The 1,319-nt window shown below is 55.8% G+C and carries 1 rRNA gene (running past one end of the window); it reads left to right on the forward strand.

Annotation, left to right across the window (positions count from 1 at the left end):
• Window positions 1-71: 71 nt before the first annotated feature.
• Window positions 72-1,319 (forward strand): 23S ribosomal RNA (locus ACIA77_RS52210) (it continues 1,692 nt past the right edge of the window).

Genomic DNA, 1,319 nt, shown 5'->3' on the forward strand with positions numbered 1-1,319 from the left:
TGCGCCCTGGGAACGTGTCTTGTTTCTGGTGTGGTGTTTGAGAACTGTAGAGTGGATGCGAGCATCTTTGTGGTCAAGTTGTTAAGGGCACATGGTGGATGTCTTGGCTTCAGGAGCCGATGAAGGACGTGGGAGGCTGCGATATGCCTCGGGGAGCTGTCAACCGAGCTGTGATCCGAGGATTTCCGAATGGGGAAACCCAGCACCAGTGATGTGGTGTTACCCGCCGGTGAATATATAGCCGGTGTGGAGGGAACGCGGGGAAGTGAAACATCTCAGTACCCGTAGGAAGAGAAAACAACCGTGATTCCGTGAGTAGTGGCGAGCGAAAGCGGAAGAGGCTAAACCGATTGCATGTGATACCTGTCAGGGGTTGTGTAGTCGGTGTTGTGGGACCCATCTTCTCAGAGCTGACACTCTGGGCATGATGCAGCGCAGTTAGTGGAACCGCTTGGGATGGCGGACCGGAGTGGGTGAGAGTCCCGTACGCGAAAACTGTGCTTTGTGTTGTGTGGTGGTGTTCCCGAGTAGCAGCGAGCTCGTGGAATTTGCTGTGAATCTGCCGGGACCACCCGGTAAGCCTAAATACTTCCTGGAGACCGATAGCGGACGAGTACCGTGAGGGAAAGATGAAAAGTACCCCGGGAGGGGAGTGAAAGAGTACCTGAAACCGTGTGCCTACAAGCCGTCAGAGCCTTTGGGTGATGGCGTGCCTTTTGAAGAATGAGCCTGCGAGTTAGTGCTGCGTGGCGAGGTTAACCCGTGTGGGGTAGCCGTAGCGAAAGCGAGTCTGAATAGGGCGTCTGTAGTCGCGTGGTCTAGACCCGAAGCGGAGTGATCTACCCATGGCCAGGGTGAAGCGTCGGTAAGACGTCGTGGAGGCCCGAACCCACCAGGGTTGAAAACCTGGGGGATGAGCTGTGGGTAGGGGTGAAAGGCCAATCAAACTCCGTGATAGCTGGTTCTCCCCGAAATGCATTTAGGTGCAGCGTCACGTGTTTCTCTGCGGGGGTAGAGCTACTGGATGGTCTAGGGGCCTTACCGGGTTACCGAAATCAACCAAACTCCGAATACCGTAGTGTGAGAGCGTGGCAGTGAGACGGCGGGGGATAAGCTTCGTCGTCGAGAGGGAAACAGCCCAGAACACCAGCTAAGGCCCCTAAGTGTGTGCTCAGTGGGAAAGGATGTGGGATTGCCCAGACAACCAGGAGGTTGGCTTAGAAGCAGCCACCCTTGAAAGAGTGCGTAATAGCTCACTGGTCAAGTGGTCCTGCGCCGACAATGTAGCGGGGCTTAAGCACACCGCCGAAGCTGTGTCA

Source organism: Amycolatopsis sp. NPDC051903, from assembly GCF_044452505.1.
GTDB lineage: Bacteria > Actinomycetota > Actinomycetes > Mycobacteriales > Pseudonocardiaceae > Amycolatopsis.